Below are 24,907 nucleotides of genomic sequence, written 5' to 3'. Positions count from 1 at the left end.
TGTTGTCCGCCTCCCAGTGAGGCACCAGACCGTAATGCCGGTACAGGGCTGCCTACTCGGGCAGGTTCGCGTCCGGAGCGACCGTGGGTGCCGTCTGGATCAGCCGGGTGCTCGCGTTCACGGAGATCTCGCCGTCCTCGACGGACGCGAGGAGATCCACGGGCACGAAGCGCGAGTCCGGCGTCGCGACGTCCAGAAAACGGATCTTCTGCTGCGTGGTGTCGTCCAGCAACACGGCCTGAACCCATCCCACAGCGCTTCCTACCACATCGACCACATCAGACCCGATCACGTCCTGAACGTGATTGGGAAACAGCCGAGTGTAGTCCATGACGCGCTTCACGCCTTCTCCCGAATCCCCCATCCCTGCGCCCGCACGGCGGCCATCACCCTGTCCATCACCGGATCGACTTCCTCGTCGGTGAGGGTCTTCGCCGTGCGGAACACGAGGTGCACCGCCACGGAGCGCTGGCCCTCGCCGATCTGCTCGCCGGTATACACGTCGAAGGGTTCCACGGACTCCAGCATCTCGCCGCCTTCCTCGCGCAGCAGGGCGGCGACCTCGCCGTAACTGACGGTCTGCGGGGTCACGACGGCCAGATCCCGCCACGCAGCGGGGGCGCGGCTGGGGTCGCGGAATGCCCACGCGCGGCCCGGCAGCGGCAGAGCCACGTCCAGCACGTAGGTATCGCCCTTCAGGCCGAATTCCTGCGCGATCTCGGGATGCAGGGAACCCATCCAGCCGATGACCTCGCCGTTCCACACGACCTCGCCCGCAATGCCGGGGTGCAGGGCGGCCGGCACGCCCTTGCCATCCGCACGGTCGGCTCGCAATTGCCGGAGTTCGAAGCCCGCGCCAAGAGTGGCGGCCAGCGACTCGACAAGGCCCTTGAAGGCGCGGAAGTCTCCGGCCACGCCCGGCTGTTGCGCGCTGGGGCTGGGGGCCAGCGCGCCGCGCAGCAGCAGGCCCAGGCGTTCGGCCTCGCCGCTCTGCGGGAAGATGCGGCCCATCTCGAAGATCAGCACACGGTCGCCCCTGGCGTGCGCCTGCGCGGCCCTGAGCAGCGACGGGTACAGCGCGGTTCGCAGGCCGGTGCGGTCGGCGGTCATCGGGTTGCGCAGCCGGGCGGTGGGCGTCTCCGTGCGGGCCCTGGCGGCTTCCTCGTCGCTGGTGAAGGTATAGGTCACGACCTCCTGGAAGCCCAGACCGGCCAGCGTGCGCCGCAGCGTGGCGCGTTCCACGCCCTCGCGTTCCGCACCGATGTTGCTGGGATGCACGCGCAGCGTGGGCAGAGACTCCGGCAGTTCCGCGTAGCCATGCAGGCGCGCGACCTCCTCGGCCAGATCCTGCCAGATGGTCATGTCCACCCGCCACGACGGCGGCGTGACGTGCAGCGTGTCGCCGTCGCCCGTGACCGTGCAGCCCAGACGCGTCAGGATGTCGCGCATCTCGGCGGTGTCCACGTGCATGCCGAGCAGCGCGCGGATCTGATCGCCGGTCGTGTCGATGGTGCCGGGCACCTCCGGTTCGCCCACGACGGTCGCGCCGGGATGGATGGTGCCGTGCCCGGCCTCGGCGAGCAGGGCCGCTACCCGATCCGCCGCCTTTGGCGCGAGGAGGGGATCGACGCCACGCTCGTAGCGGTACACAGCGTCCGTCTTCAGTCCCAGCCGGGTGCTCGTGCGGCGCAGCAGGACGGGATCGAAGTGCGCGGACTCGATCACCACAGCCGTCGTGTCGGCCCGCACGTGCCCGTGGTCGCCGCCCATGATACCGGCGATGCCCAGCACGGTGTCGCCCGCCTTCGGCTGCCCCGCCGCCGCGAAGGCCTCAGCCACGCTGGAAATCTCTGGCTGGTCGCCACCCAGGATCAGCAGGTCTTCTGCGCCGACCGTGTGCACGCCCCCCATCAGATCCTTCACGACCTCGCCCTGCCGCTGCCCGAAGGCCACCAAGATCTGGTCGTCCGCCACATCCCGCCGGTCGTACAGCGCCGTCGGCTGCCCAAGTTCCAGCATCACGTAATTGCTGGTGTCCACGATCAGGTCAATCGGACGCATTCCGGCCAGCGTCACGCGGCGCTGCATCCACAGGGGCGCCGGGCCGTTGGTCAGGCCGCTCACGGTGCGCGCCGCGAAGTGGTCACAGCCGAAGCGCAGCTTTCTGGACGGATCACGCTCTAGCGTCAGGCCCTTCGGCGGGAGGGTGACCTTGATTTCCCCCGGCCCGCTCGCCGCCGGGCCAGCCGGCGGTTCTACCAACACCAGCTTCAGGAAGGCCGCCAGGTCCCGCGCCAGGCCCAGCGCACTCAGGACGTCCGCACGGTTCGGCGTGACCTCCACATCGAGCACGTGGTCGTCCGGCCACAGTTCTCGCATCGGCGTTCCCGGCGTTGCCGTGCTCGCGGGGAACAGCATCAGCCCCGCCGCGCCCTCGCCCAGGCCCAGTTCCTTCGCGCTGGCCGCCATCCCCCACGACTCCACGCCCTGCATGGCCCGCACGCCGTAGGTCATACCCCCCAGTTCCGTGCCCGGCGACACGAGCGCCACCATCGTCCCCACCGGCAGGCCCACCGCGTTCGGCGCTCCGCTGGCAATGACCTGTTCTCCGTTCGAACCGGTATCCAGCGTCAGCTTCGTGAGCTGCGTGCCCTCGATGGGTTCAGCACGCGTCACCGCGACCAGCAGCACACCCCTCGGTGGCGCGGCCACCTCGTCTACGCCCTCCAGCGGCAGGCCCAGGTGCGCGAAGGTCGGTTCCAGCTCCGAGAGGGGCGGGAGGTTCGGAACGAGTTCTTTGAGCCAGGAGTATGGGATTTTCATTGTGTATACCTCTGCGATACGGTCGGGAAGCGGCCTTCCGCCAGTTCTCGTACCACGTCCCGGAGTTCAGGGGGCACGAGGTTGACCTCGTCCAGACGGTCTACGCTGATCCACTGGGGTGAGTACCAGTTCTCCTCACTGCTCCGGATGGCTTCCGGCCCGTCACCGAGGCGCATCTCGCCCGACACGTGGTTCACCTGAAAGTAAAACTCGTCGTTGCCCAGACCCTGGTGGCGGTACACCAGTGGCCCGACCTCCACGAAGAGGTTCACTTCTTCCAACAGTTCGCGGACGCAGGCTTCGGCGGGCGTCTCTTCGCCTTCGATGCCGCCGCCCGGCAACGTGGCGTATTCGCGCCCCTGCTTGCGCCGCAGCATGAGCAGAACCTCGGACTGGTCATTGAGAAGAATGCCGACGGCGCGGGGACGGAGGCTCATGAGTGGCCTGGGTGCTGAATAGGCTGCCTCAAATACGCTATACGCGCTGCCCAAAGGCCCAGTACAGTTCTAGAGAGCCAATGCCATAGTTGAAGCTTTTCTGGAGTAAGTATCAAAATTCTGCCTTCCTTTTTTCCGTCCTCACGATATTCAATATCTGGATGTCTTCCACTGCCTACGTAGCGCCATTGTCCATGCGCAAAGGCATTCCTGAAACCCCACACTTCACCCGTCGTAAGAAACTTAGAGACTGCTTTACTCGGCCCATGCCTGGGCGAAGCCGAAACAATAGCTTTCAGGTATGAATCCTGAGTATAGACAAAATACAGGTAATTAGCAGACAGCACCGCAGCGTGATTCATTGAATCGTCGCTATATATTTCGACGAAATACCTTTCAGCAAATGTCAATATATGGGCAAGCTCGCCGTACACAGATTCAGCATCTGGATAATACGCGGGAAATTTGTTAGACAGCACAAGCGAATCAATCGCAAAAACCTCGTCCCTTATTTAAGTAGCCAGTGATTCTAATGAATCATTAGGAACTCCAATTATTGCAAGTTCAGGCTTGTAGCTGGCCAACCTTTTGTCCATCTCCTCCCAAGTCATTCCCACTTACCCCAATTCCCCCCGGAACTGCCCGATCACCCTCGGATCGTTGGCGTAGAAGTAGCGGATGTCGGGAATCTTGTACTTGAGCATGGCAATCCGCTCTGGCCCTAGGCCGAAGGCAAAACCGGTCTTGCCCTCGTAGACGCGCGCCTTGCCCGCCGCCTCGCGCAGGTCGTCCACGGCGCGGAAGACGTTCGGATGCACCATGCCGCAGCCGCCCAGCTCCAGCCATTTGCTCTCGCCGCGCGGGTTGTCCCAGTACACGGCGAAGTCGGCACCGGGTTCGGTGAAGGGGTAGTAGCTGGGCTGGAAGCGGACTTTGGCGGTGGCGCCGTACAGGCCGCGTGCCATCTCGGCAATGGTGCCTTTGAGGTCGGCCATGCTGATGTTGTCGCCGACGACGAGGCCTTCGAGCTGGTGGAACATGGCCTCGTGGGTGGCGTCGGTGGCCTCGTAGCGGTAGACCTTCCCGCGTGCGACGATCTTCAGGGGTGGTTCGTGGTCGACCATGTAGCGCACCTGCATGGGGCTGGTGTGGGTGCGCAGCAGGCGGCCGTCTTCGAGCCAGAAGGTGTCCTGGAGGTCGCGGGCGGGGTGGTACCACGGGACGTTCAGGGCCTCGAAGTTGTGGTGTTCGTCCTCGACTTCGGGGCCTTCGACGACGGTGTACCCCATGCGTTCGTAGATGGCGGTAAGGTCGTCGTACACGCGGTTGATGGGGTGCAGCCCGCCGGCGGGGAGCGGAAGGCCGGGCAGGGTGACGTCGATGGCCTCACTAGCGAGTTTGGCGTCGAGGGCGGCACGTTTCAGGGTGGCCTCGCGTTCGTCGAGGGCGGTCTGGATGGCCTGCCGGATGGCGTTGATCTCCGCGCCGCGCGCCTTGCGTTCCTCCGGAGGGAGTTTGCCCAGGGCGCCGAGTTCGCGGGTCACGCTGCCACTCTTGCCGACGTATCGGGTCTTGACGGCCTGGAGGTCGTCAAGGGTCTGGGCGGCGTGGATCTCGGGAATGGCTTCGTGCGGCATGGGGGTGTCGGTCATACGGTCTCCTGGTCGTGAACAACTGGTCATGAAAAAACCCCGCCCTGGCGTGGGCGGGGTGACGCGCTGCGCCTGTATCAGGCGAGCGGAACCCCGGAGCGGGGAAACGGCGAAAGTGTACCGGATCGGGGCGTCATGCAGATCAAGGTAGCAGATCGGGATCGCTTGACCCTCCGCGTGATGGCGGATGTTTAAGTTGCGTTCATGTTCAGGCCGCCGGTGTGCCTGGAGGGTACCCGCCCTGTTTTCTACGTCTGGGCGCGTGCCACCATGACCTCATGGGTGAGGTAAGTGTGGAACTGGTGTTGCTGGCGGCGGGGGTGCTGCTGCTGGTCAGTCTGGGTGTAAGCCGGGTGGGTGGGCGGCTGGGCATTCCGGGGCTGCTGCTGTTTCTGGGCGTGGGCATGTTGTTCGGGTCGGACGGCCTGGGCATTCAGTTCCACAATTACCGTCTGAGTCAGGCGATCGGAACCCTGGCCCTGTGTTTCATCCTGTTTCAGGGCGGCCTGGATACGAACTGGGTGCAGACCCGGCCGGTGGTGCGCCGGGGCCTGAGTCTGGCGACGCTGGGCGTGCTGGGTACGGCGGGCATCATGGCGGCCTTCACGCATTTCGCATTCGGATTTCCGTGGCTGGTGGCGTGGCTGCTGGGCGCCATCGTGAGCAGCACCGATGCCAGCGCCGTGTTCAGCGTCCTGAAGGAACGCAAGCTGGGCCTGAAGGGGGACGTGACGCCGCTGCTGGAATTCGAGTCCGGCGGGAACGACCCGATGGCGGTCTTTCTCACGGTGGGCCTGCTGGAACTGATCGCGCACCCGGAAGCGGGGGTGCTGAGCATCGTGCCGCTGTTCCTGGAGGAGATGCTGATCGGGGCGCTGGTCGGCTACGCACTGGGCCGAGCGGCGCTGTGGATCATCAACCACGTGCAGCTCCAGTTCGAGGGTCTGTATTCGGTGCTGAGTATCGCGCTGGCGCTCACGATCTTCGGTGGGGCGGCCGTGGCGGGCGGCAGCGGGTTCCTGGCGATCTACATCGCGGGCGTGATCCTGGGCAACGCGGAGTTCATCCACAAGCGCAGTCTCGTGAACTTCCATGATGGCCTGTCGTGGCTGATGCAGGTGGCCATGTTCCTGACGCTGGGGCTGCTGGTGAATCCGCACGACCTGCTGCCCACGGCGGGGTTGGCGCTGGCGTGCGCGCTGGTGCTGGTCTTCCTGGCCCGGCCGCTGAGCGTGTACCTGAGCCTGGCGAACGCGAAGATGCCCGCCAACGAGAAGGGCATGGTGGCGTGGGTGGGCCTGCGCGGCGCGGTGCCGATCGTCCTGGCGACCTTCCCGCTGCTGGCGCACGTGCCGCAGGCGCAGACGCTCTTCAATATCGTGTTCTTCATCGTGCTCACCAGCGTCCTCCTGCAGGGCACCACCCTGACGCTGGTGGCCCGCTGGCTGCACGTGCGCGAGAACATGCCGCCCGCACCGACCTACCCGATCGCGTACACGCCGACCGGGCAGGGCAAGAACGGCATGGTGGAGGTCGAGGTGAGGGCCGGGAGCGAGGCGGCCGGGCAGCGCATCGTGGATCTGAGATTGCCGCCTGAGGCGCTGCTGATCCTGGTGCACCGTGCCGGCGAGTTCCTGATTCCCAAGGGCGCGACCCAGTTGCTGGCCGGTGACAGTGTCCTGGTGCTCGCGGAAGGGGACGCGCTGCGGGCGGTACGGGAGCGGCTGGGAACGGCCTGACAAGGAACGAGGCAGAGCGGGAGAACAATGCCGGACTGGCAAGTGAATATCACTCCCCATGCCTCCTACTGACCCGGCAGGCACGTCTGGCTTCGACAAGATCCCCCCCGCCGGGCGGTACCAGTGGGGGGATTTGTGCGTCTGGAACGTAAGAAATTACTCAGAACCTCCTGCTTAGCCTGAGGGCGATGAGGACTCCCGCCCGATCTGTTCGTCTGCCCAGCCCGCTGCTGGCCCTGCTGGGACTCGGCGCTCTGTGTGCCCTGCAGCTCGCGCAGCTGCTGGGACTGGGGCCGTCCGTCCTGGGAGCCATTCCAACCGGCCTGCTGGAGGTACCCGTGTTCGTGGGGAGCGGCGCCCTGATCGTGGCGCTGGCCTCGCGCACCGTGGAGGTTCGCGCGTGGCGACTCGTGGGGCTCGGCACGCTGCTGTGGGGGGCGGGACAGTGGCTGTTCACCCTGCTGCCCCAGCCGCTGCCCGTGCCGTCGCCGGTCGATCCGCTGTTCCTGGCGCTGCCCACCTGCTTCCTGCTGGCCCTGCTGCGCTTCGAGCGGCGCTGGCCGTCCCTGCCGGGCATGGCCGCCAAACTGGATGTCGCGGCCCTGATGGTGAGTCTGGGCGGGTACGTGTGGTACTTCCAGGTCGCTCCAGCGCTGCTGCAACCGGGGATCGACATGCTCCCCAGCGTGGTGTCCAGTACGTATCCGCTGGCCGATCTGCTGGTGCTGGGCCTGCTGCTCGCGCAGGGCTGGCGCAGCCGCGAGGGCGCGCCCGGCGGGACGTGGCTGCTGGCCCTGGGAATCCTGGTGTTTCTGGCGGCGGATCTGGGCTTCTCGGTCATGAGCGCGCAGGGCACGTATACCGGCACCGACTGGCCAGACGCGCTGTGGCCGCTGGCCGCGCTGGTGTTCGCTGGCGCGGCGTGGCAGGCGGCACACCGCCCAGACCGCACACGAACCGACGCGCGCCTCCTGAGCATGCACACCCGCCTCGCTCCGTACGTGGCGCTGCTGGGCAGTTTCGCGCTGCTGATCTGCCTGAGCGAACGGGACACGCTGGAGGGTCTGGGAGCCCTCACGGCGACCTTCGTGGTAGCGCTGCTGGTCGCGGCGCGGCAGACCCTGGCGCTGGGGGAAATCCAGGATCAACGGGCGCTGCTGCACCACCAGGCCCACCACGATCCCCTGACCGGGCTGGGAAACCGCGTGCAGCTCGACGCGATCCTGCGCGGCGCGCTGGCCGGCGACGACGAGGTCGGGCTGCTGTTCGTGGATCTGGATGACTTCAAGTTCGTGAACGACGCCCTGGGGCACCGCGTGGGCGACCAGTTCCTGCAGGAGGTCGCGCGGAGGCTGTGCCAGGCGGCAGGAACGGGGCATCCCTGCATCCGGCTGGGTGGGGACGAGTTCGTGGTCGTGCTCGCGCCGGCCACCACGGCCACCCTGCAGGCCCTGTGCGAGCGGGTGGTGCTGGCCCTGCGGGAATCCGTGACCCTGTCCGGGCAACGCCTCCAGATCACGGCGTCGGTCGGGGGCGCGCTCTCCACACCGCAGGAACGTGACCCGGCCGCGCTGCTCAGATGGGCGGATCAGGCGATGTACGAGGTCAAACGCACCGGCAAGAACGCCCTGAGCCTGTATACGCCGGGCGTGCACGACCAGCTCGCGGCCCGCCGGATCCTGATCGAGACGCGCCTGCGCGGCGTGCTGGAGCGCGACGAACTGAGTCTGCACTACCAGCCGCAGCGCGATCAGGACGGCCAGCAGCGGCGGTTCGAGGCGCTGCTGCGCTGGACCGATCCGGAACTCGGGCCGGTGTCGCCGGGTGAGTTCGTGCCCATCGCGGAGACGGCCGGACTGATGGTCGCGCTGGACAACTGGGTCATCGACGAGGCGTGCCGGCAGCTGGCGCTGTGGCTGCCACAGTTCCCGGACCGGCAGGTGGCGGTGAACATCAGCCCGCCGCATCTGGTGCGCGCGGACTTCCTGCCGGGCCTGAAGGCGTCCCTGTCCCGCCACGGCGTGCGGCCGCAGGCGCTGGAGCTGGAGGTCACCGAGCGGCTGCTGGTCGAGAACGAGGTTCAGGCCCGCGAGACGTTGCGCGCCCTGCTCGACCTGGGCGTTCACGTGGCCATCGACGACTTCGGGGTGGGGCAGTCGTCCCTGTCGGCGCTGCTGCGGCTGCCGATCACGACCCTGAAGATTGACCGGGCCTTCACGCACGAACTGGGGGTCGGCGGGCCCGGCAGTGCGCAGGCGCAGGCGGCGTACACCGTGGTTCAGGCGATCGTGGCGCTGGGACAGGCCCTGGCGCTGCGCGTGGTGGCCGAGGGCGTGGAGACCTCCATGCAGGCGCAGCTGCTCCAGAACCTGGGGGTGGACGCCTTGCAGGGCTACTGGATCGGCCACGCACAGCCGCCGGAGATCACGCCCCTGCCGGAACTGAGCAGCAGCTTCAGCGCCCACCACGCCTGACAGCCAGCGACCCTCCCCGTCGTCTGCCCTGCAAAGACACGCCCGCCCGGCCGCCCGAGTGGGGGTGTTACCGTGGAGCCATGACGACTGCCGAGAACCCCGCGCCCCCGGTCACGGCCGCACGTGACACGGCCATCTTCGACCTGATCGACCGTGAGCACGACCGGCAGCTCCACGGTCTTGAACTGATCGCCTCCGAGAACTTCACGTCGGCCGCGGTGCGCGAGGCGCAGGGCTCGGTTCTGACCAACAAGTACGCGGAGGGCTACCCCGGCAAGCGCTGGTATGGCGGATGCGAGGTCGTGGATCAGGTCGAGCAGATTGCCATCGACCGCGTGAAGGAACTGTTCGGGGCGGCGTGGGCGAACGTGCAGCCGCACTCGGGCAGCAGCGCGAACCTCGCGGTGTACAACGCCCTGATCGAACCCGGCGACACGGTGCTCGGCATGGATCTCTCGCACGGCGGGCACCTGACGCACGGCAACCCCGTGAACTTCTCGGGCCTGCGCTATCACATCGTCGGGTACAAGGTAAATCCGGAGACCGAGCGGATCGATCTGGACGAGGTGCGCCGCCTCGCGCACGAGCACCGGCCGAAGATGATCATCGCGGGGGCGAGCGCGTATTCGCGGATCATCGATTTCGCGGCCTTCCGCGCCATCGCGGACGAGGTCGGGGCGATCCTGTTCGCCGACATCGCGCACATCGCGGGCCTGATTGCGGCGGACGTGCACCCGAACGCGCTGCCACACGCGCACGTGGTCGCCAGTACCACCCACAAGACCCTGCGCGGCCCGCGCGGCGGGATCATCCTGAGCAACGACCCCGACGTCGGCGCGAAACTCGACCGGGCCGTGTTCCCCGGCTACCAGGGGGGACCGCTGGAGCACGTGATCGCTGCCAAGGCCGTGGCCTTCGGGGAGGCGCTGCGCCCGGAGTTCAAGACCTACGCCGCGCAGATCATCGCCAACGCGCAGGCGCTCGCCGGGGCCTTCCAGGACAAGGGCTACCGGGTGGTGTCGGGCGGCACGGACAACCACCTGTTCGTGCTCGACCTGCGGCCGCAGGGCCTGAACGGCACCAAGGCCACCCGGCGCCTGGACGCCAACCACATCACCATCAGCAAGAGCACGCTGCCGTACGACACCGAGAAGATCATGCATGGGGGCGGCATCCGCATCGGCACCCCGGCCGTGACCACCCGCGGCATGAGGGAAACCGACATGCCCCGGATCGCTGACCTGATCGATCGGGCGCTGCACGAGCAGGACGTCAAGGATGAGGTTCATGGCTTTGCGAGCAGCTTCCCGCTGCCCTGAACGGGCCGAATGTCCGCACTTCACGCGGACAGAAGCCGGTACGCTGAGTGACCATGAGTACTCCGATGGCGTCCAACACCCCTGGCAGTGACCTCACCCTGGAGCTGACCCGACTGGGGCTGAACGCGCCGGAGCTCGGGAGCGCCATGCAACCCGTGCTGGACAGCCTGATCGCGCACACGGCCGCCGTCGGCTCCGGATATTTCCAGTGGCGGGATCAGACGCTGGCGTACCACGCCCGCGCCGCCAGCGGCGAGATGCCCCAGGGCGCCAGGATGGCGGCCCTGCTCGCCCATGGCCTACCGCGCCAGCTGCCCCTCATCGGCGCCCTGCAACACGCTCCTGGCGTGCTGTTCTTCCCAGACACCCGCCTGGATCCCAGCACGGCCGGGTTTTCCGAGCTGGGCGTGCAGTCCCTGATCGCCGCGCCCATCCGGGGCCGCGACGGCCATCTGGTCGGCACGGTGCTCGCCCACACCTTCGCCCAGCACGACTGGACTCCCGACGAGTGCACGCTGGTGAGCAATGTCACCGGCCTGCTCTGCCTGCTGGCCGCCCGGCTGGACGCCGAGGAACGTGAACGCGCCGCGCAGGAGGACGCCCTGCGGGCCCTGGGCCTGTGCCTGGAAGCCCGCGACGCCGAAACCAGCGGGCACACGGATCGCGTGACCAGCCTGGCCACCTGGATAGCCGCCACGCTGGGCCTGCACGGCCCGGAACTGCGGGCCCTGCGCTGGGGTGCGTACCTGCACGATATCGGCAAGGTCACCATCCCGGACGCGATCCTCGGCCACCCCGGCCCCCTCACAGCGCCCATGTGGGCCCGCATGCAGGAGCACGTTCAGGCGGGCATGAACCTCGCCCAGCAACTGCCGTTCCTGCCGGGGGCCGCCCTGGACGTGATCGCCCACCACCATGAACGCTGGGACGGCACGGGCTATCCCGCGGGCCTGAGCGGCGAGGACATCCCACTACCCGCCCGGATTTTCGCGGTGTGCGATGTCTACGACGCGCTGATGCACGTCCGGCCGTACAAACCCGCGTGGCCGCTCAACGAAACGCTCGTCGAGATCCGCGCGGGGAGCGGCACGCACTTCGACCCGCAGGTCGTGGACGCCTTCCTCGATACCCTGGCCAACGAAACCGCCCAGGCCTGAGCCACCAGCGCGGGTGCCCGGCGGAACCGCTCACCCCCCGGTGACGGATGTGGCGGGGATCACGCGGCTGCGGCCCACCACCCCAGCGAACGCGGCGATCAATGCGGCGAACACCACGACCAGCAGCAACGCGACCCGCAGGGACACCGCGCCCGCCAGTCCCCCGATCAGCGGCGGCCCGACCAGGAACCCGACGTACCCCGCCCCGGCCGCGGCGGCCACTGCTGTCGCTGCCGGTATACCGGGTACCGCGCCGGCCGCGCTGAACATGACCGGCACCACGTTCGAGAACCCGAAGCCGCACAGCGCGAAACCCAGGAAGGCCAGCGCCGGCACCGGCGCCAGCAGGGCCAGCACCATCCCGACCGCCGCGAGCAGGCCGGAGGTGCGCAGGAGCGTCACGGCGCTCATCCACGCACGCAACCGGTCGCCCACCAGCCGCGCGGTCAACATGGCCACGTTGAAGGCCACGAACCCGCCGACCGCAACGCCCCGGTCCGCGTGCAGGGCATCACGGAGGTACACGGCGCTCCAGTCGGCGACGGCGCCCTCGGCCACGTAGGCCAGCAGCACCAGGACCGACACGCCCAGCAAGACCCCGGACGGCAGCACGAACGTCGGCCCGTCCTGGGCGCGGCCCCGATCCAGCGCGGCCGGCAGCAGCCGCGGCAGGGCCAGGAGGCCCAGTACCGCCAGCACCCCGGCCACGAGCAGCGCGTACGACAGGGGTGCCCATCCGGCGCGCAGCAGCAGCGACGCGCCGCCCGCACCGGCCAGCGATCCCGCGCTCCACATCGCGTGCAGCGACGACATGACCGGGCGCCGGAGCTGCCCCTCGACCAGGACGCCGTGCGCGTTCATGGCCACGTCCATCAGGCTCACGCCCACCCCGAACACGAACAGCGTCGCGACCAGAAGCGGCACGCTCGGCGCGGCGATCAAGGCGGGAAGCAGCGGCACCACGGCCACCGCCGAGGCTGTAGTCAGCACCCGACTCCCGAAACGCGCACTCAGCCGCCCAGCCAGCGCAAGCGCCAGCACACACCCCACCGCCAGGGCCACCAGGACCAGCCCCAGCGCCGGTTCACTCAGGTGCAGGTGTTCCCGCACCGACGGGATGTTCGCCGCCCACGTGGCCATCGCCGCGCCGTTGATGAAGAAGGCCGCCATAGTGGCGACTCTGGCCCGTGGTGGGCTGGCCGGTGAGGTCATGCTGTACGTTACCGGATCACGTTCGTCAGACTCACGGGATGCGAGCGGTCGGGCCGGGGTTCGCGGGGCCAGTGGCGCATCGGGTGGTCGGATTGGTGACGTGATGATGGCAGCCGCATTCCCCCAGAATAGTAATTACCACCCCAGATTTATCCCAGGGCGTAATTCAGATGTACAGTGATGCGTACAATGACTCCAGACACGCCCGTCCAGATTCTCGACGCCTACGCCACCGCCGTCTACGCCCGTGACGTGGACGCCCTGCTCGCCCTGTACCACCCCGACGTGACGGTGTACGACATGTGGGAATCGTGGCTGTACGACGGCCGGGACGCGTGGCGCGGCATGGTCGAGGGCTGGTTCGGCAGCCTGGGAGACGGGCGCGTGGAGGTCACCTTCGACAACGTCCGCAGCACCGCCACGCCGGAACTGGCCCTTGTGCACGCCTTCGTGACATACACGGGTCAGAGCGCCAGCGGGGAACGCCTGCGCGCCATGAACAACCGCGTGTCGATGACCCTGGTGCCTGAGGGAGACCGGTGGCTGATCCAGCATGAGCACAGCAGCGCCCCCGCGCAGTTCGAGACAGGGAAGGTCAGTCTTCAACGCCCGGTGTGATCAGGGCGCTGGCGGGTGGCCCCGCTCTGGTGGGCCACCCGCCGGTGAGAAGACGGCTCAGCGCGGCAGGACGCTGGTGCCCATCAGGTATTGGTCGATGGCCCGTGCCGCCTGGCGGCCTTCACGGATGGCCCACACGACCAGACTCTGGCCCCGGCGCATGTCTCCGGCGGCGTACAGGCCCTCGACGCTGGTGGCGTAGCCGCTGCCCTCGTCGGTTCCAGCCTGGGCGTTGCCACGGGCATCCTTGGTCACGCCGAAGGAGTCGAGCACGCTGCCCATGGGGTTGGTGAAGCCCATGGCGAGCAGGATCAGGTCGGCCTCGTGGATCTCCTCGCTGCCGGGCACCTCTTCGAGCTTGCCGTTCACGAGTTCGATGCGGACGGTCTTGACGCCGGTGACCTTGCCGCCCTTGCCGATGAATTCCTTGGTGGCGATGGCGAACTCGCGCACGGCCCCTTCCTCGTGGCTGCTGCTGGTGCGGAGTTTCAGCGGCCAGTACGGCCATACCAGGGGCTTGTTCTCCTGCTCGGGCGGCTGGGGCATCACCTCGAACTGCGTGACGCTGGTGGCGCCGTGACGGTTGCTGGTGCCCACGCAGTCACTGCCGGTGTCGCCCCCGCCGATCACGACGACCTTCTTGCCGTCCGCGCGGATCTGCTTTCTCAGCTTGTCGCCGGCGTTCACGCGGTTCTGGTTGGGCAGGAACTCCATGGCGAAGTGAATGCCGTCCAGGTCGCGGCCTGGTGCGGGCAGGTCGCGAGGCTGCTCCGCGCCGCCGGCGAGCAGCACGGCGTCGAATTCGGCGCGCAAGTCGGCGGGCTTCACGCTCTGCCTGCTGAGGTTCGTGACCTTGCTGTCCCGGGGCCAGTCGCCCACGACCACGCCCGTGCGGAAGGTCACACCCTCGGCCTCCATCTGCGCCACGCGGCGGTCGATGTGGCTCTTTTCCATCTTGAAGTCAGGAATGCCGTAGCGCATCAGGCCGCCGATGCGGTCGTTCTTCTCGAACACCGTCACGTCGTGCCCGGCCCGCGCAAGCTGCTGCGCGGCGGCCAGCCCGGCGGGGCCGCTGCCGACCACGGCGACCGTCTTGCCAGTCCTCACCTCGGGCGGTTGCGGCATGACCCAGCCCTCCTGCCAGCCGCGTTCGATGATCGCCAGTTCGATGGACTTGATGCCCACCGGATCGTCGTTGATGTTCAACGTGCACGCCGCCTCGCAGGGAGCGGGGCAGATGCGGCCCGTGAACTCCGGGAAGTTGTTGGTGGAGTGCAGCGTGTCCAGCGCCGAGCGCCAGTCGTCCTGGTACACCAGGTTGTTGAAGTCCGGGATGATGTTGTTGACCGGACAGCCGTTGTTGCAGAACGGAATGCCGCAGTCCATGCAGCGCACCGCCTGCTTGCGCGCCATCTCGCCCGCCAGCGGCTCCACGAACTCGCGGTAGTGCTTGAGGCGCGCGGTCGGCTGGGCGTACTTCTCCTTGATGCGGGGTTGCTCGAGAAAACCGGTGATCTTGCTCATGGGGACTCCGGGGATGAACTGGAAAGCGGGCGTGATGGTCGGGCGGCGGGAGCGAAGTGACCCTCTGCCCTGAGGGCCCTCCGCTGTCGGCTCCTTACTTCGTCAGCGTGCCCTGGCCGCCCTTCTTGCCGGTCTTGACCTTCATGCTGGTCGTGTCGGCGGCCTTCACGGTGCCTTCCTCGGGACGGGCGGGAGCGGCCGCGTGTTCCTTCAGAGCGCGCTGGTATTCGAGCGGGAAGACCTTGATGAACTTGCCCAGCGCCGCGCCCCAGTCGTCGAGGATCTCGCCAGCGCGCTGCGAGCCGGTGTAACGGTGGTGTTCCTCGATCAGGTACCTCAGCTGGGCCTCGTCACTCTGGCCGCCGTGCAGGGCGCGCCGATCGGCCCCCAACACGGCAAGGCTGTGGAGCTGCTCGTCTTCGGGCTGGACGCGCGCGAGGCTGACCATGCTCAGGTTGCAGCGTTTCTCGAACTGGCCGTCCACGTCGTACACGTAGGCCACGCCGCCCGACATGCCCGCCGCGAAGTTGCGGCCGGTCTTGCCGAGCACGACCACCGTGCCGCCGGTCATGTACTCGCAGCCGTGGTCGCCGGTGCCCTCAACGACCGCCTGCGCGCCCGAGAGCCGCACGCCGAACCGCTCTCCGGCCACACCCCGGAAGAAGGCCTCGCCGCTGGTCGCGCCGTAGAGCACGGTGTTGCCGACGATGATGTTCTCCTCGGCCTTGCCCCGGAACTCGATGGTGGGACGCACCACGATCCGGCCGCCCGAGAGACCCTTGCCGGTGTAATCGTTGGCGTCGCCGATCAGGTACAGGGTCAGGCCGGGTGCGAGGAACGCGCCGAAGGACTGTCCGGCCGTGCCCTCCATCTGGATATGCACGGTGTTGTCGGGAAGGCCCTCGGGACGCGCGCGGATCAGCTCGCCCGACAGCATCGCGCCGACCGAGCGGTTGACGTTGCGTACGTCCTGCAGGAAGTGCACCCGTTCGCCCTTCTCGATGGCAGGGCGGCACTTCTCGATCAGCTTCAGGTCGAGTGCCCGGTCGAGGCCATGGTCCTGCGTCTGGAGGTGGCGGGTGCCCACATCGTCCGGCAGCTCCGGGCGGTAGAACACGCGCGAGAAGTCCAGGCCCTGCGCCTTCCAGTGCTCGATGCCCTTTTTGGTGTCGAGCAGGTCGCTGCGGCCGGTCAGCTCATCGAAGGTACGGATGCCCAGCGAGGCCATGATCTTGCGGGCCTCTTCGGCGATGAAGAAGAAGAAGTTGATGACATGCTCGGGCTTGCCCTGGAAGCGGGCGCGCAGCACCGGATCCTGCGTGGCCACGCCGACCGGGCAGGTGTTCAGGTGACACTTGCGCATCATGATGCAGCCCTCCGCGACCAGCGGCGCGGTGGCGAAGCCGAACTCGTCGGCCCCGAGCAGCGCGGCGATCACGACGTCCCGGCCGGTCTTGAGCTGCCCGTCGGTCTGCACGCGCACGCGGTCGCGCAATCTGTTGAGCACCAGCGTCTGCTGCGTTTCCGCCAGGCCCAGTTCCCACGGCGTGCCCGCGTGCTTGATGCTGCTCCACGGGCTCGCGCCGGTGCCGCCGTCGTGCCCGGCGATCACGATGTGGTCGGCCTTGCACTTCGCCACGCCCGCCGCGATGGTGCCCACGCCGACCTCCGACACCAGCTTGACCGAGATGTCCGCGCGGGGGTTCACGTTCTTGAGGTCGTGGATGAGCTGCTTGAGATCCTCGATGGAGTAGATGTCGTGGTGCGGCGGCGGCGAGATGAGGCCCACGCCCGGCACCGAGTGGCGCAGAAAGCCGATGTACTCGCTGACCTTGCCGCCGGGGAGCTGGCCGCCCTCGCCGGGCTTGGCGCCCTGCGCCATCTTGATCTGGATCTGGTCGGCCGAGGTCAGGTAGCCGGTGGTGACGCCGAAGCGGCCCGAGGCGACCTGCTTGATCTTGGAGCGCAGCGAGTCGCCGGGTTCCAGCGGGTAGTCGATCTCGACGCGCTTGTCGCCGGTCGCGCCCACACCCAGGACGCTGCCCAGCGTCTCACCGCGGCCGATCTTCTCGCCGCGCATTTCACGCTCGTAGCGGGCCGGGTCTTCCCCGCCCTCGCCGGTGTTGCTCTTGCCGCCGATGCGGTTCATGGCGACGGCCAGCGTGGTGTGCGCCTCGGTCGAGATGGAGCCCAGGCTCATGGCGCCGGTGGCGAAGCGCTTCACGATCTCGGTCGCGGGTTCCACTTCTTCCAGCGGCACGGGCTCCACGCTGTCCGTGCGGAACTCGAACAGGCCGCGCAGGGTCATGTGGCGACGGCTCTGGTCGTTGATGATCCGCGCGTACTCCTCGAAGGTCGAATATTCCCCGCTGCGGACCGAGTGTTGCAGCTTGGCAATCGCGTCCGGCGTCCACATGTGCTCCTCGCCGCGTGCGCGCCACGCGTACTCGCCGCCAGCGTCCAGCTTGTCGCGCAGCAGCGGATCGTCGCTGAAAGCCGCGCGGTGCATCCGCAGCGCCTCCTCGGCCACCTCGAAGATGCCGATACCGCCGACCTTGCTGCTGGTGCCGTAGAAGTACTTCTGCACGAAGTCTTCCTTCAGGCCAATCGCCTCGAACAGCTGCGCGCCGCAGTAGCTCATATAGGTGCTCACGCCCATCTTGGACATGATCTTGCTCAGGCCCTTGCCGACCGCCTTGATGTAGTTCTGGATGGCCTTCTTGGCGCCCACCGAGGACAGATCGGGCATGCCGGGGATGTCCTGGTGCAGGTCGGCCAGCGTTTCGAGGGCCAAGTACGGGTGGATCGCCTCGGCGCCGTAGCCGGCCAGCGCGGCGAAGTGGTGCACCTCGCGGGCGTCACCGGTCTCGACGACCAGCCCGGTCTTCATGCGCAGTCCGGCCCGGACGAGATGGTGGTGCACGCTCGCCAGCGCCAGCAGCGCCGGAATCGCCACGCGGTCGCGGTTCACCGTGCGGTCACTCAGGATGATCACGTTGTGCCCGGCCTCGATGGCGTCCACGGCGCGCGCGTTGATGGTCGCCAACTTCGCCTCGATCCCACGCGAACCCCACTCGGCGGGGTAGGTGATGTCCAGATCGTAGGACTTGAACTTGCCGCGCGTGTGGCCCTCGATGGAACGCAGTCGGGCGATGTCGTCGAAATCCAGGATGGGCTGATCGACCTGGAGGCGCATCTGCGGGTTGACCGCGTTGATGTCCAGCACGTTCGGGCGCGGTCCCACGAAGGACACCAGCGACATGACCACGGCCTCGCGGATCGGATCGATGGGCGGGTTGGTGACCTGCGCGAAGAGCTGCTTGAAGTACGAGTACAGCGGCTTGTTCTTGCCCGACAGCACCGCCAGCGGCGAGTCGTTGCCCATCGAGCCGATGCCTTCCTCGCCCGTGAGGGCCATGGGGCCCATCAGGAACTTCAGGTCCTCCTGCGAGTACCCGAAGGCCTGCTGGCGGTCGAGCAGCGCCTCGCTGAATTCGCCGATGGTGCCAGTGTCCTCGGAATCCGAGAGCGGCACGCGGGTGTTCTCCACCCACTGGCGGTACGGCTTGGCCTGCGCGAACTGGGTCTTGAGTTCGTCGTCCTCGATGATGCGGCCCTGCTCCAAGTCGATCATGAACATCTTGCCGGGCTGGAGACGCCACTTCTTGACGATCTGCGCTTCCGGGATGGGCAGCACGCCCGATTCCGAGGCCAGGATCACCAGGTCGTCGCGGGTCTGGATGTAGCGGGCGGGGCGCAGGCCGTTGCGGTCGAGGGTCGCGCCCACCTGTCGGCCGTCGGTGAACACCATGGCGGCCGGGCCGTCCCACGGTTCCATCAGGGCGGCGTGGTACTCGTAGAACGCGCGGCGGCGATCCCCGATCAGGGTGTTGCCCTCCCATGCCTCCGGGATCATCATCATCGCGGCCTGCGCCATGGGGTAGCCGGCCATGGTGAGCAGTTCCAGGGCGTTGTCGAAGGTGGCGGTGTCGGACTCGCCCTCGAAGGAGATCGGGTAGAGCTTCTTCAGGTCGTCGCCCAGCACGGGGCTCGCCATGATGCCCTCGCGGGCGCGCATCCAGTTGAAGTTGCCCTTCACGGTGTTGATCTCGCCGTTGTGCGCAACCATGCGGTAGGGGTGCGCCAGCGGCCACTCGGGGAAGGTGTTCGTGGAGAAACGCTGGTGCACCAGGGCCAGGGCCGACACGACCCGCGTGTCCTGCAGGTCGAGGTAATACTCGCCCACCTGGTCGGCCAGCAGCAGGCCCTTGTAGATCACCGTGCGGCACGACATCGAGGGCACGTAGTATTCGGCGCCGTGCGTGAAGGCCAGCGCCCGGATGGCGTTGCTGGCACGGCGGCGGATCACGTACAGCTTGCGCTCCAGGGCGTCCGGCACCAGGGTGTCGGCCCCAGCCCCGATGAACACCTGCCGGATCACGGGCTCCTTCTCGCGCACCGTGGGGCTCATGGGCATGTCGCCGTTGACCGGCACATCGCGCCAGCCGAGTACGAGCTGGCCCTCGGCCATGATGGCGCGCTCGAGTTCCTGCTCGCACGCGCGGCGCGACGCGATCTCCTTGGGCAGGAAGATCATGCCCACGCCGTAGTCGCCGGGCGGGGGCAGCGTGACGCCCTGCTCCTGCATGACCGCGCGGTAGTACTCGTCCGGGATCTGGATCAGGATGCCGGCACCGTCACCCATCAGGGCGTCCGCGCCGACCGCGCCGCGATGGTCGAGGTTCTCGAGGATCTTCAAGCCGCGCTCGATGATCGAGTGGTTCTTGTGGCCCTTGATGTGCGCGACGAAGCCCACGCCGCAGGCGTCGTGCTCGCGGGCCGGGTAGAGCCCCTGCGTGGCGGCGGCCAGGCGTTCGGCGGCATTGGCCCCACTGTGGGTGGGCACGGAGCCGGCAACGGGGCCGCTGGTCTGCTGTTCGTTCATGTCCATGTCGTCGCTCCATCTCACCGTGTGCGTCCCGGCGGTGAATCCGGACGACCTGCCCGGAGCAGGTCTTCAGTGTCCACCGTACACCTTCTCCGCCGGAACATCGGAGACTTGTTTATAACGTCCAGGCCGAAGGATGACCGACAGCACCGTAAAAACTACTTGCTTTTGCAAGCAACTATACTGACGCTTCCGACCGGGTTTTCGCGTTAAAAGACACTGGCCATTCCTCCTGTCGATTGCCAGGAACCGCTCTACTGACCGCGAAGAGGATGTGCGAGGAAGAAGTCCGGCCAGGACGTGAACCAGAGCCGCCTTCTCTCACGCAGAGATGGTCACCGACAGTGAGACAGCGGGCTCCTTTGGGTGCCCTCTCCCCCAAATAGCCTGCACAGCGGTTCAGGCTTCCGGCGTCAGGGTCAAGACGGTGAGCTCGGGCGGGCACAGGTTCCGGAAGGGAATGCCGCTGGTGCCCAGGCCCCGGCTCACGTAGGCCGGCGTGCCGTGCGCGCCCTGCACCCAGCCCATCGCGTAGCGCTGCCCGAACGCGCTGGGCACCACCGGCGCCCCGATCAGCGGCAGCCGTACCTGACCTCCATGCGTGTGCCCGCTGAGCACCAGTCCAGCGGCGACGGGCAGATCAGGCAGCACGTCCGGATTGTGGCTGAGCAGGATCGTCGCAAGGTGCCCAGCTCCGGCCAGCGCCGTCCGGGCGTCGGGGGTTCCGTTCCACAGGTCATCGACGCCGCCGATATACAGGTCGCTGCGCACGGCCACCCCCTGATCCCGCAGGATGGTGATCCCCTCGGCACCCAGATCCTGCGCCAGCTGGGCGCGGCGCGCGGCCCAGTCGGCCTGGGCGGGCCCGTAGTACGGACTGGCGAACTTCCCGAAACTGCCGTAATCGTGGTTGCCCCAGACGCCGTACACCCCCAGCGGGGCCTTCAGGCGCGCCAGTTCACGGATCAGCGGCCGTGGCGACGTGCGCAGCCGCTGGTCGATGTAATCCCCACCCAGCAGGATCAGATCGGGCCGGGCCGCCAGGGCGGCGTCCACCCAGCGGCGGATCTGACCGCCGCCCACATACAGGCCGTAATGCAGGTCGCTCAGGAAGGCCACCCGCAGGGCCGAACGCAGCCCCCGCAGGGGCCGGGTGTGCGCCGTGACCTCCAGCGTGTGGGCCTGGGCCACCCCGGCGCCACCGGTGGCCATCAGCGCGGCCCCGCCACCGGCGAGCGCCCGCAGCAGGCGGCGGCGGGTGAGAGACTGAACGCGTTCCATCCAGGCAGGGTAGCAACCGCCCGGTGGCGGTCATGATCCAGTCGTGAAGATGCTGTCAGGTCCGCCCGGTACCATGGCGACATGCCCGTTCCTTCCTCTCCACCGCTGCTCCTCGTGATCGACGTGCTCGACGAGGACACGGGACTCGCGGACGTCGAGGACGACCGTGGCCGCACCTTCCAGCTGCCCGCCGAATGGCTGCCCGACGCGAACGACGGCGCGGCCTACCACGCGCACGCGACGGGGATGGCCGTGACCTTCACGCCTGCCCCGGACGGCGCACGCCTGCTGCGGGAGCGCAGCAAGCAGACGCTGCTGGCCTTCAGTGACGAGCACGGCAGCGACGAGTCCGGCAGTGATGGCAGCGGAGAGCCGACATGACCGCCCCCGCCCTGATCGTTCCGGACCTGCATGGCCGCCCGGACCTGCTGCGCGCGGTGCTCGACCACTTCCCGGACTCCCACCTGGTGGTGCTGGGCGACGCCATCGACCGGGGCGCGCGTTCCATGACGGTGGTGGACATGCTGCTCGACCTGCACACAGCGGGCCGGGCCACGCTGCTGATGGGCAACCACGAACGCATGGCGCTGGAGGGCATCCGCTGGTACCGCCGCTACCTGGGCACGCACGACATGGGCGATTACCGCCGCGCCATGGAGGGCTACCAGTGGTGGATGCGGGCCGGGGGGGACACCGTCCGCAGCGAGCTGGGCAGCCTGACCCTGGAGAAATTCCCTGCGCGGCTGGAGACGTACCTGAACCTCCTGAAGACCGTCGTGTACGTCACGGGGGATCACGTGATCCACACTACGCCGCCGACCTCGCCGAGCCTGCTGGTGTCGCATGCAGCTCCGCCCGTACACCACCCGGAGCATCCCAATCCGGAGGACGCCGCGCTGTGGCTGCGTCCCTACGAGGGTCCCTTCCGCATGCCCGGGGGCGTGACTTTCAGCATCCACGGCCACACGCCGGTGCAGACGCCTGCGCGGATCGCGAACCACCTGTATATCGACATGGGCGCATACGAGACGGGTCGCCTGGCCGTGGCGGAAGCCACACCGCACGGCCTGCCGCAGCTCACGGTCATCTGTGGCCGGGGCGAACCTAGTAAGGCCCGCAAATACCCACGGTTCGGCGAGCCGGTGCCCGTGCGGGTGATCGACCTGCCCGGCGCGCCGCAGCGCTGAAGCTCAATCCTTCAGAAGTCAGAAAGGGTCGTTCAGTCCATCTTGAGGTTCGCGTCACCTCACGCTGAACAGCCATGGCCACACTAGAGGTATGGAACTCCTGCTGCTCATGGCCGCCGCGACGCTGCTGATCATGCTGCTCAGCTTCATCGTCCTGACCCGCGAGGAACGTGAGGTGAACCGCGAGTTCAACGACAGTGGGGCACAGAACCACGGACTGCCGGTCGCCGGGGATTGACTATCCGGCAGCCCAAGTGAGAACGCAGCCCTAGGCATCGGGGCTGCGTTCTCGTGTGGGGCTTCAGCTTTCCTCGTACTCCAGGTACGTGTAGCCGAGGAGCTCCTCGCCGTAATCCTCCAGGAGTTCATTCTCCTGATCGGCCGTGAGGGTCTTGGCCTTGATGGCCGCGTCGGCCTGATCCTCGATGGCGTCGCGCAGCATGGGCTCCTCGTAGCCCATCGACTCGATCATGCGCCGGGCCTTCTGGCCGCGCACGAACAGGTCGATGTGGTACCGCCCGCCGGGCCGCACGGTCACATGCGCCTCGCTGACCTTCCCGAAGAGGTTGTGGGCGCTGCCCAGCACGTCCTGGTACGCGCCCATCAGGAACGCGCCCAGGTAGTACGGGCGGTCGCCGGGCTCGTGCAGCGGCAGGGTGGCCTTCACGTCGCGCAGGTCGATGAACTTCTCGATCTTGCCGTCACTGTCGCAGGTGATATCCACGATGGTCGCCTGCCGGGTCGGCTTCTCGTTCAGGCGATCCAGCGGGACGATCGGAAACAGCGCCTGGATGGCCCAGTTGTCCGGCAGGCTCTGGAAAAGCGAGAAGTTGCAGATGAACTTGTCCGCCAGCACCTTCTGCAGGTCTTCGAGTTCGTCGGGCACGTACTTCTCGTTCTGGATGAGTTTGGCGATCCGGCGCAGGATGGCGTTGAACAGCGCCTCACCGCGCGCCCGGTCCGGCAGGGTCACGTACCCCAGGTCGAAGAGGTTGTGCAGCGTCTGCTTGTCGCCCACGGCGTCGTTGTACGACTCGCGGTAGTTGCGCGACGTGATGTTCGCCAGGATCTCTTCCATGTCCTTGACGATCTGGTGGCTGTTCTCATCGGCGGGCGCGAGGTCTTCGAGGTCGCGGGTGGGGCCGGTCACGTCCACGACCGGCATGATCAGCACGGCGTGGTGAGCGGTGAGCGCCCGGCCGGATTCGGACACGATCACGGGCTCGGGCACCTGCCTTGCCTTGCAGACCTCCTGCACGGTGTACACGATGTCGGCCGCGTACTCCTTGACGGTGTAGTTCATGCTGGCGTAGAAGGTGGTCTTGCTGCCGTCGTAATCGACGCCCAGGCCGCCGCCCACGTTCAGGTACTTCAGCTCGGCCCCGGCGGCGATCAGGCCCGCGTAGGTCTGCGTAGCCTCGCGCACCGCCACCTTCACCCGGCGGATGTCGGTGATCTGCGAACCGATGTGCGTGTGCAGCATGACCAGCGTGTCGAGCATGTTCTCCTCGCGCAGCCGCTCGACCACGCGCAGGAGTTCGTAGGCGTTCAGGCCGAACTTCGCCTGATCCCCGCCGGATTCCTCCCACTGCCCGCTGCCCCGAGCGTGCAGCTTGAAGCGCACGCCCATGGCCGGGCGCACGCCCAGGGCCTTGGCCTGCTTGAGGATGCGTTCCAGTTCGCTGTACTTCTCGATGGTGATGACGACGTTCTTGCCGAGGGTGCGGCCCCACAGCGCCAGCTTGATGAAGCCGTCGTCCTTGAAGCCGTTGCAGCACAGCAGCGCGTCCGGGTGCATCTTCTGCGCCAGGCACAGCGCCAGCTCGGCCTTGGAACCGGCCTCCAGGCCATGTGCGTAGTCGAAACCGGCGGCAGCAACCGACTCCACGACCACACGGCGCTGGTTCACCTTGATGGGAAACACGCCCTGGTAGTGGCCGGTGTAGCCGTACTCCTGGATGGCCGACTGGAAGCTTTCGTTCAGGTGCTTGACGCGCCCGGCGATCACCTGCGGGAAGCGCAGGATGACCGGCAGGCTCTCGCCCCGTTCGACGATCTCATCAACGATGGCACGCAGCGGGGCGTGCAGGCCGGGGCTGGGGGTGACTTCCAGCGCGCCCTTGTCGGACACGCGGAACCAGCCGCCGCTCCAGTTGGGCACCTGGTACAGTTCGGCGGCGTCGGTGGTGGTGAAGCTGGTGTTCAGGGGGTTGGTGGCAGTCACGTGAGGCGTCCTCCTCCGGGTGGGGTAGGCTCGCCGTGCGCGGGGTTCGGAGGCCACTCGCTGACCCGCCGGACGCCGTGCGAAACCGGGGCAAATAATACGGCAAGAGGGTGCCCCGCACCGTCATGTCCGTCCACCCCCTGGAAAATGAAGGGGATAAAAAGAAGAAAGCGAGGCGTTCACCTCGCTCCTCTCTCCTGGCGGTCCGGACGGGATTTGAACCCGCGACCTTCTGCGTGACAGGCAGATATGCTAACCGCTACACTACCGGACCAATACTGGCGCACCAGCGGACAGAAGACTACGGGCGCC

At 67.4% G+C, this 24,907-nt stretch carries 18 protein-coding genes and 1 tRNA gene; 8 read left to right on the top strand and 11 right to left on the bottom strand.

Annotation, left to right across the window (positions count from 1 at the left end; all coding sequences use genetic code 11):
- Positions 1–52 precede the first annotated feature (52 nt).
- The 5 genes from E7T09_RS13525 to pheS all read right to left on the bottom strand — a co-directional run bounded on the left by E7T09_RS13525 (position 53) and on the right by pheS (position 4,897).
- Complete coding sequence (locus E7T09_RS13525) at positions 53–343, bottom strand: PRC-barrel domain-containing protein (RefSeq protein WP_136389713.1); 291 nt, start codon at positions 341–343, stop codon at positions 53–55.
- Positions 340–2,823, bottom strand: coding sequence for a phenylalanine--tRNA ligase subunit beta (locus E7T09_RS13520; protein WP_136389712.1), 2,484 nt, complete (start codon positions 2,821–2,823; stop codon positions 340–342). Before E7T09_RS13520 ends, E7T09_RS13525 begins: the two co-directional genes overlap by 4 nt.
- Positions 2,820–3,260 carry an NUDIX domain-containing protein gene (locus tag E7T09_RS13515; protein WP_136389711.1) on the bottom strand — a complete coding sequence of 147 codons (441 nt, stop codon included), beginning with the start codon at positions 3,258–3,260 and terminating at the stop codon, positions 2,820–2,822. The genes E7T09_RS13520 and E7T09_RS13515 overlap by 4 nt, the downstream gene beginning before the upstream one ends.
- The gene (locus tag E7T09_RS13510; RefSeq protein WP_136389710.1) at positions 3,257–3,694 is read right to left on the bottom strand and encodes a hypothetical protein; all 438 of its coding nucleotides are present in this window, start codon (positions 3,692–3,694) and stop codon (positions 3,257–3,259) included. Before E7T09_RS13510 ends, E7T09_RS13515 begins: the two co-directional genes overlap by 4 nt.
- 183 nt (positions 3,695–3,877) lie before the next feature.
- Positions 3,878–4,897, bottom strand: coding sequence for a phenylalanine--tRNA ligase subunit alpha (gene pheS, locus E7T09_RS13505; protein ID WP_136389831.1), 1,020 nt, complete (start codon positions 4,895–4,897; stop codon positions 3,878–3,880).
- 293 nt (positions 4,898–5,190) lie between these two features.
- Between pheS and E7T09_RS13500 the strand changes: the two genes are divergently transcribed.
- From E7T09_RS13500 to E7T09_RS13485, 4 genes are all read left to right on the top strand, one after another.
- The gene (locus E7T09_RS13500; RefSeq protein ID WP_136389709.1) at positions 5,191–6,651 is read left to right on the top strand and encodes a potassium/proton antiporter; all 1,461 of its coding nucleotides are present in this window, start codon (positions 5,191–5,193) and stop codon (positions 6,649–6,651) included.
- 188 nt (positions 6,652–6,839) lie between these two features.
- Positions 6,840–9,125 (top strand): bifunctional diguanylate cyclase/phosphodiesterase, encoded by a 2,286-nt coding sequence (locus E7T09_RS13495; protein WP_136389708.1) that lies wholly within the window; start codon positions 6,840–6,842, stop codon positions 9,123–9,125.
- Between the two features lie 80 nt (positions 9,126–9,205).
- The gene (gene glyA / locus E7T09_RS13490; protein WP_136389707.1) at positions 9,206–10,444 is read left to right on the top strand and encodes a serine hydroxymethyltransferase; all 1,239 of its coding nucleotides are present in this window, start codon (positions 9,206–9,208) and stop codon (positions 10,442–10,444) included.
- 53 nt (positions 10,445–10,497) lie between these two features.
- Positions 10,498–11,601, top strand: coding sequence for an HD-GYP domain-containing protein (locus tag E7T09_RS13485; RefSeq protein ID WP_136389706.1), 1,104 nt, complete (start codon positions 10,498–10,500; stop codon positions 11,599–11,601).
- 30 nt (positions 11,602–11,631) lie between these two features.
- Here the strand turns inward: E7T09_RS13485 and E7T09_RS13480 are convergent, their stop codons facing one another.
- Positions 11,632–12,771: an MFS transporter gene (locus tag E7T09_RS13480; protein WP_168734845.1), complete on the bottom strand. Its 1,140-nt coding sequence runs from the start codon at positions 12,769–12,771 to the stop codon at positions 11,632–11,634.
- Between the two features lie 231 nt (positions 12,772–13,002).
- On the opposite strand from E7T09_RS13480, the gene E7T09_RS13475 reads away from it, so the two are divergent.
- Positions 13,003–13,431 carry an SgcJ/EcaC family oxidoreductase gene (locus E7T09_RS13475; RefSeq protein WP_136389704.1) on the top strand — a complete coding sequence of 143 codons (429 nt, stop codon included), beginning with the start codon at positions 13,003–13,005 and terminating at the stop codon, positions 13,429–13,431.
- A gap of 57 nt (positions 13,432–13,488) precedes the next feature.
- Here the strand turns inward: E7T09_RS13475 and E7T09_RS13470 are convergent, their stop codons facing one another.
- The 3 genes from E7T09_RS13470 to E7T09_RS13460 form a co-directional block, all read right to left on the bottom strand.
- Positions 13,489–14,955 (bottom strand): glutamate synthase subunit beta, encoded by a 1,467-nt coding sequence (locus tag E7T09_RS13470; protein ID WP_136389703.1) that lies wholly within the window; start codon positions 14,953–14,955, stop codon positions 13,489–13,491.
- A 94-nt stretch (positions 14,956–15,049) separates the two neighbouring features.
- Positions 15,050–19,906, bottom strand: a complete 4,857-nt coding sequence (locus tag E7T09_RS13465; RefSeq protein WP_136389702.1) for a glutamate synthase-related protein — start codon at positions 19,904–19,906, stop codon at positions 15,050–15,052.
- Positions 19,907–20,302: 396 nt separating this feature from the next.
- On the bottom strand, positions 20,303–21,184 hold the full coding sequence (locus tag E7T09_RS13460) for a metallophosphoesterase (protein WP_136389701.1): 882 nt from the start codon (positions 21,182–21,184) through the stop codon (positions 20,303–20,305).
- A gap of 81 nt (positions 21,185–21,265) precedes the next feature.
- Here E7T09_RS13460 and E7T09_RS13455 point away from each other — a divergent pair, with 81 nt between their 5' ends.
- The 3 genes from E7T09_RS13455 (at position 21,266) to E7T09_RS21935 (ending at position 22,609) form a co-directional block, all read left to right on the top strand.
- Entirely contained in the window at positions 21,266–21,565 is a 300-nt protein-coding gene (locus E7T09_RS13455; RefSeq protein WP_136389700.1) for a hypothetical protein, read from the top strand.
- On the top strand, positions 21,562–22,371 hold the full coding sequence (locus E7T09_RS13450) for a metallophosphoesterase (RefSeq protein WP_136389699.1): 810 nt from the start codon (positions 21,562–21,564) through the stop codon (positions 22,369–22,371). The genes E7T09_RS13455 and E7T09_RS13450 overlap by 4 nt, the downstream gene beginning before the upstream one ends.
- 91 nt (positions 22,372–22,462) lie before the next feature.
- The gene (locus E7T09_RS21935) at positions 22,463–22,609 is read left to right on the top strand and encodes a hypothetical protein (protein ID WP_168734844.1); all 147 of its coding nucleotides are present in this window, start codon (positions 22,463–22,465) and stop codon (positions 22,607–22,609) included.
- Between the two features lie 63 nt (positions 22,610–22,672).
- Here E7T09_RS21935 and speA read toward each other — a convergent pair whose 3' ends face one another.
- Positions 22,673–24,595: a biosynthetic arginine decarboxylase gene (gene speA / locus E7T09_RS13445; RefSeq protein ID WP_136389698.1), complete on the bottom strand. Its 1,923-nt coding sequence runs from the start codon at positions 24,593–24,595 to the stop codon at positions 22,673–22,675.
- A 198-nt stretch (positions 24,596–24,793) separates the two neighbouring features.
- Positions 24,794–24,869: transfer RNA gene (locus E7T09_RS13440), tRNA-Asp, on the bottom strand.
- Positions 24,870–24,907: the final 38 nt, after the last annotated feature.

Origin of the sequence: Deinococcus sp. KSM4-11 (genome assembly GCF_004801415.1) — a bacterium.
Lineage (GTDB): Bacteria > Deinococcota > Deinococci > Deinococcales > Deinococcaceae > Deinococcus.
This window is presented reverse-complemented; position numbering and strand designations above follow the sequence as displayed.